A 6,501-nucleotide genomic window follows, 5' to 3' on the forward strand; every position below is an offset into this window, starting at 1 on the left:
GCATGCGGCCAGGCCGCGGAAGTCGGCCAGCTTGACCCGGCCACTGGCCAAATCGGACATATGGACGTCTACTGCCTCGAAGCCGGCGCGGGTGAATGCCGCCGCCATCTCGACCTGGCCATTGACGCCCTGCTCGCGGAAGATCGCCACGCGCGGCCGCGAACTCAGGCTGGCGCCAGCGCTGATCACATCATGCAGGTTCAACTGCGCGGCAATGTCTTCGGCCGGGTTGAAAGTGAGCTTGGGGCTGATGCCCGGATCGGCATCATCCAAACGCCATTTCAACTCGGAGTCGGCACTGAGCGGGTTGTCGCGTAAGCGCTGCATGGCGTAGCTGGTGTCGTTCCACGCTTCGAACAAGGTGGTCCAGTTCCACTTAAACAAGGTATCGCCGGCCAGGAAAAGCTTGATGCCGAGCTTTTCTTTTGGACGTCCGATGCGGTTGCACAAGCCAGCCAGGCCGTACTTGACCAACAGCGCCTCGAAGGCCTCGCGATTGGCGCTGGCCACTTGCATGACGGCGCCGAGCTCTTCGTTGAACAAGGCCCGCAAAGTCGCCTCGCCCCAGCCGTCCAGATGAATTTCCAGACCGCAATGACCGGCAAAGGCCATTTCCAGCAAGGTGACGATGGCGCCGCCGTCGGAACGGTCGTGATAGGCCAGCAACAGGCCGCTGCGATTGGCCTCCTGGACCAGGTCGAACAGTGACTTGAGCTGCTTGGCATCGTCCAGATCGGGCGGCACGCCGCCACCACGGTTGAACACCTGGGTCAATGCAGAGCTACCGAGGCGGTCACGACCGGCCCCCAGATCGAGCAACCACAAATCGGAATCGCCGCGATCAAGGCGCAGCTGCGGGGTCAGCGTGCGGCGCACATCGTCGACGCGCGCAAAACCGGTGATCACCAGCGACACCGGCGACACCGTGCGCTGCGGCGTATCGCCGTCCTGCCATACGGTTTGCATCGACAGCGAGTCTTTGCCCACCGGTATCGAAATGTCCAGCTCCGGGCACAGTTCCATGCCGACCGCTTTCACCGCATCGAACAAGGCCGCATCTTCGCCGGGGTGATTCACCGCGGCCATCCAGTTGGCCGACAAGCGCACCTCGCCCAGCGAGGCAATCGAAGCCGCCGCTAGATTGGTAATCGCCTCGCCCACCGCCAGGCGCGCCGCATCGGCGCTGCTGAGCAAGGCCACCGGCGCGCGCTCGGCAATCGCCATCGCTTCGCCGGCATAGCCGTCGAAATCGGCAATCGTCACTGCGCAGTCAGCCACCGGCACTTGCCACGGCCCGACCATCGGATCGCGATGATTAAGGCCACCGACGGTGCGATCGCCGATGGTAATGAGAAAGCTTTTGCTGCCTACGGTAGGCAGACGCAAGACGCGCAGCAGCGCCTCGTCCATGCCGATGCCGGTGAGGTCGGGCACCACATCCACGCGCGGCTTTATGCGCTTGACCTTGCGGTGCATGCGCGGCGCCTTGCCGAACAGCACATCCATCGGCAAGTCGATCACAGTGAGATCGCGACGTGGATCGCGCACCCGCAAATGACGCGCCTCGGTCGCATCGCCAACCACGGCATAGGGGCAGCGCTCACGTGCGCAATAAGCCTCGAACTCGGCCAGCTCATTCACGCCGATGGCCAGCACGTAGCGCTCTTGCGACTCGTTGCTCCACACCTGCATCGGCGACAGCTGCGGGTCATCGCAGGGAATCGTCGACAGGTCGATGTCGCCGCCGACGCCGGCATCGTTGAGCAGCTCGGGGATGGCATTGGACAAACCGCCGGCACCGACGTCGTGAATACTGACGATGGGGTTGTGCTCGCCACGCGCCCAACAGGCATCGATGACTTGCTGGCAACGCCGTTCCATCTCGGCGTTGTCGCGCTGCACCGAGGCGAAGTCGAGCTCCGCACTGGAGGCACCGGATGCCACCGACGAGGCAGCACCGCCGCCCAGGCCGATCAGCATCGCCGGGCCACCCAGCACGATGACTTTATTGCCCGGCTGTACCTCGCGCTTTTGCACGTGGTCGGCACGGATGTTGGCCAGGCCGCCGGCAATCATGATCGGCTTGTCATAGCCACGACGCAGGCCGGCTTCGCCGGTTTCGTGTTCGTAGGTACGGAAATAGCCACCCAGGCAGGGGCGGCCGAATTCGTTGTTGAATGCCGCGGCGCCGAGCGGGCCATCGCGCATGATTTCAAACGCGGTGGCCATGCGCGGCGGCAACGGCCGCGATACTTCCCACGGCTGTGAATGACCCGGGATACGCAGATCCGATACCGAGAAGCCGGTTAGCCCAGCCTTGGGCTTGGCGCCGCGACCGGTGGCGCCCTCGTCGCGAATCTCGCCGCCCGCGCCGGTGGCCGCGCCGGGCCACGGTGCGATCGCGGTGGGATGGTTATGCGTTTCGACCTTGATCGCGTAATCGATGCGTTCGGGGTGCGAGCGCCATACGCCATCTTGATCGGCAAAGAAGCGCCGCCCCTGATTACCCTCGATCACCGCCGCGTTGTCCTTATAGGCGGACAGCGTGTGGGCAGGGGAATGCTGGTGGGTGTTCTTGATCATGCCGAACAGGGTTTTGTCCTGCTCTTCGCCGTCCAGGGTCCAGCTGGCGTTGAACACTTTGTGCCGGCAGTGCTCGGAGTTCGCCTGGGCGAACATGAAAAGCTCGGCATCGGTGGGGTCGCGGCCTAGTTCGGCGTAGCGCTCGGCGAGGTAGTCGATTTCGTCCTCGGCCAGGGCCAGGCCCAACTCGGCGTTGGCCTTGGCCAGCGCGCCGCGCGGGTTATCGCCCAGCGCGATATGCAGCAAGTCACCCGGCTTGCCGGCCAGGAACAAACCCTGTGCGTCATCGATACGGCTCAGCACCGACTGCGTCATCGCGTCGCAGAGCACGGCCATCACAGCCTCGTGGGCAGGCGTTCCGGCGGCCGGCAAACCGGCGATTTGCCAGGCCAGACCCCGCTCCACCCGGCGCACCGCGAAACCGGCGTCGTGCAGGATGTCGGTAGCCTTGCTGGACCACGGCGAAATCGTGCCGAATCGCGGCACCACCCACAGCGAAGCGGTTTCGGGCTTGGCGTCCTTGGCCTCCAGGACATCCAGCAAGCGCTTGCGTTGCTCGCCTTCCGGCGCGGCGTCGGCATCGATGAAATAGACATGCCAGGCGGCTTGTACACGTGCGCCACGATGCAAGGCATCCAGGCGGGCGTTCAAACGTTCAAGGCGAAACGGCGAAAGGGCGCTTTGCCCGTCGAGTGCGATCATGCGGGGACCGGCGCTAACGCGCTATGCGGCGAAGAAGTCGCGCATTGTACCCCATCTACTTACTTCACTCCTGGAGCAGCGTGCAGCGATACCGCCACTGCACCATGCCAGGGTCGCCCCGGTGCGGACTGCAAAGCCGCGCCACCCAGGGCCACCGGGCCATCGAAAGCCAACAGCAAGCAGCGCACGACCTCGATGGCTGCCCCATCGCGCTCTGCCCCTCGGCTGAGCGGACAGAGCGAGAAGCGGGTATCGATTAGTTGCTCTTGTGCTTTTCCAGCGCCTTAAGCAATTGATCCGGCGTGAGATAGCCGCCAATCATGCTGCCATCGGCGGCGATGATCGCCGGCGTGCCGGTGATCCCCAAGCGGATACCCAGATTGAACTGATCTTTGACCGGGTTGGCGCAGCTGGCCGGCTTGGGTTCGCGACCTTCGATCGCCGCACTGAACGCCGCCTTGCGGTCGGCGGCGCACCACACCGATGACATCTCGGTATAGGTGTCGGTGTCTTTGCCCGAGGTGCTGGTCACGCCCTGGCGCGGCCAGGCCACGTACTCGATGGCCACGCCCGCTTTGTTGAAGTCGGCCATGTGTGCGTGCAGCTCACGGCAAAAGCCGCAAGTGACATCGGTAAACACGGTAATCGTGTGCTTGGGGTTGGCCGGGGCGAACACGATGCGCTGGCTGGCTGGCAGCTTGGCCAGCTCGGCCTTGCGGAAGTCGGCCCAGGCGGCATCGGTCATATCTTTTTTGCTGCTCAGCTCGACCACCGCGCCATTAATCATGTACTTGCCATCGTTGCTGACAAAAACCAGCTGGCCGGAGGCAATCACTTGATAAAACCCGGGGATGGACGACGGCTTGATCGAGTCGATCTGGACTTTCGGCGCCAAGCCGATCAGCGCCTGGCGCACCACGCTTTCAGGGCCCGCCGCCGTGGTTGCAGCGGTCGAAGCTGACGCGGGGGTTGCCGTCGCCGTCGCGGGTGTCGCCGTATTGTCAGCCGCACAGGCACCGAGCGCAAAACCGCCGACGCACAGGGCCAGCATCCATTTCTTCAACATCGCAAACCTCGCTTGCATGGGTTCCGTACGCAGGATTGCCGACGGAAGCGACCGATTCTCGCACAGCTGGCGCAAAACACTTGTCAAACTCTCGTGTTCAGCCGCGCGTATTCGCCACGGCATCCACTAACGGCAAGGCCAGCGGGTCAACCACGCGGATGATGCTGCGCATGCAGCCGCTTCAAACCTTCTTTCGCCACCAGCGTATAAATCTGCGTGGTGCTTAGCGCGCTATGCCCCAGCAGCATCTGCAAGACACGCAGATCGGCGCCGTGATTGAGCAGATGGGTGGCAAAGGAGTGGCGCAATACGTGAGGCGAAATCCGTTTCGGACTGACGCCAATCTTGATCGCGTAACGCTTGACCAGGGTCCAGAACATTTGCCGCGTCATGCCCGCGCCGCGCTGGCTCAAGAACAGCGCCTGCGGCTGCTTGCCTTTTGCCAGTACCGGCCGCGCGCCCTTGAGATAGGCCTCGATATGCTCCAACGCGACCTCGCCGACCGGCACCAGCCGGTCTTTGCCGCCCTTGCCGGTGATTCGCAGCACACCTTGTCGTGTATTGAGCCCGGCCAGCGGCAGCTCGACCAGCTCTGACACACGCAGGCCCGAGGCGTACATCAATTCCAGCATCGCGCGGTCGCGCAAACCCAGCGTGCTGGCGACATCGGGCGCATTCAACAAGCTCTCGATCTCGCGCTCGGCCAGCGCCTTGGGCAAGCTACGCGGCATGCGCGGACGCTCGATCAGCAGGGTGGGATCTTCGCGGCCCGACTCATGGCGCGCCAGCCAACCGTAGTAACGGCGAAACGCCGATTGCCGTCGCGCCATCGAACGCACCGCCACCGGCTGGCTGCCGTGATACGCCGATAAATCCGCGCGCCGCGCCGTCTTCAAGCTGCCGCCGCGCCCGGCCAGCCAACGCGCCAGGCCTTCCAGGTCGCGGCGATAAGCCTCAAGTGTGCGATCGGCCAAACCGTCTTCCGACCAGACCCGTTCGATAAACGCAGCGATGCTCTGCTGGTCGGCTTCGGTGATACTTGCAGCTTCTTCTTTCATCCGCGTGATGCTGGCTATTGCACGCGCCCGACGCAAGCGACCCCATGAATACCGTGATTCAAGCCCTGCCCTGCCCGCTTTGGCGCCGCCTGCTCGCCCTGGTTTATGACTTGCTGGCGGTGGTAGCCATCATCATGGTGGTCGGCCTGCTGTGCCAATTGGCCACCGGCGGGCAGCTGTTCGATGCGCATGGCAAACCGCAAACCGTATGGTTTCAGCCGCTCGAATATCTGGTGATTTCGGCCTATTTCATCGCCTCGTGGCTGCGCGGCGGGCAGACCCTGGGCATGCGTCCATGGCGCATCCGGATCACCCGCGACGACGGCGGCAAACCTAGCCTGCGACAGGCACTGATCCGCCTGATCGCCGCCGCCCTGCCGCTGGTTTTGCTGGAGCTTTATCCATGGATCGGCTTGCGCGGTGCGCTGTGGGCCGTGTTGCTCGCCTGGGGCCTGTGGTTTGCCTTCGGCCTGATGGATCGCCGCCGCCGCGCCTTGCACGATGTCGCGGCAGGCACTGAGATCCGCTTGATCTGATGCGCTTCCGCGACACCGGCCAGCCCTGGCGGCAAGTCTCATTCAGCGCTTGTTTGAGCTGGCAAGCCACTTATGCGGCAGCGCAGCACGCCTCGGCCAAACCAGCTAAGATCTACTCTTCGAACACCCCCGGCCCTCCCGATGCTCTATCAGATCCATGAGTGGCAGCGCTCCTTTCTTGGCCCGCTGAGTTACTACGCCCAAGCCAGTGCCCGCATGCTGACCGATCATGGCGGCGGGTTACGAGTTGATCCATCGGCTCGGCAAGGAATACGAAAAGCCCGAATTCGGCATTCACAACGTCGTCGCCCACGGCCACACCATCGCCGTGGTCGAACAGACCGCGCTGGATACCCCGTTCTGCCAGCTCAAGCGCTTCAAGCGCTTCAGCGACGATCAGGACACCATCGAGAAGATGAAAACCGATCCGGTGGTCTTGGTGGTCGCGCCGCTGTCCGGCCATCACTCCACCTTGCTGCGCGACACCGTGCGCTCGCTGCTGGCCGACCACAAGGTTTACATCACCGACTGGGTCGACGCTCGCATGGTGCCCACC

Annotated in this window: 4 protein-coding genes and 1 pseudogene; 2 read left to right on the forward strand and 3 right to left on the reverse strand. The window is 63.7% G+C overall.

The window, feature by feature from the left end:
• The 3 genes from purL to xerD form a co-directional block, all read right to left on the reverse strand.
• Positions 1-3,285, reverse strand: a 3,285-nt coding sequence (gene purL / locus OUZ52_RS21655; protein ID WP_266160670.1) for a phosphoribosylformylglycinamidine synthase, incomplete at its 3' end; no start/stop codon positions are given.
• Positions 3,286-3,541: 256 nt separating this feature from the next.
• Positions 3,542-4,369 (reverse strand): disulfide isomerase DsbC N-terminal domain-containing protein, encoded by an 828-nt coding sequence (locus OUZ52_RS21660; RefSeq protein WP_266160671.1) that lies wholly within the window; start codon positions 4,367-4,369, stop codon positions 3,542-3,544.
• A gap of 128 nt (positions 4,370-4,497) precedes the next feature.
• Positions 4,498-5,409 carry a site-specific tyrosine recombinase XerD gene (xerD, locus tag OUZ52_RS21665; protein ID WP_266160672.1) on the reverse strand — a complete coding sequence of 304 codons (912 nt, stop codon included), beginning with the start codon at positions 5,407-5,409 and terminating at the stop codon, positions 4,498-4,500.
• Between the two features lie 44 nt (positions 5,410-5,453).
• Here xerD and OUZ52_RS21670 point away from each other — a divergent pair, with 44 nt between their 5' ends.
• A complete protein-coding gene (locus OUZ52_RS21670) occupies positions 5,454-5,945 on the forward strand; it encodes an RDD family protein (protein WP_266160673.1) in 492 nt (163 codons plus the stop codon).
• Between the two features lie 141 nt (positions 5,946-6,086).
• A pseudogene (locus OUZ52_RS21675) lies at positions 6,087-6,501 on the forward strand (polyhydroxyalkanoate depolymerase); the annotation flags it as partial.

This window comes from Dyella silvatica, from assembly GCF_026283955.1.
GTDB lineage: Bacteria > Pseudomonadota > Gammaproteobacteria > Xanthomonadales > Rhodanobacteraceae > Dyella_C > Dyella_C silvatica.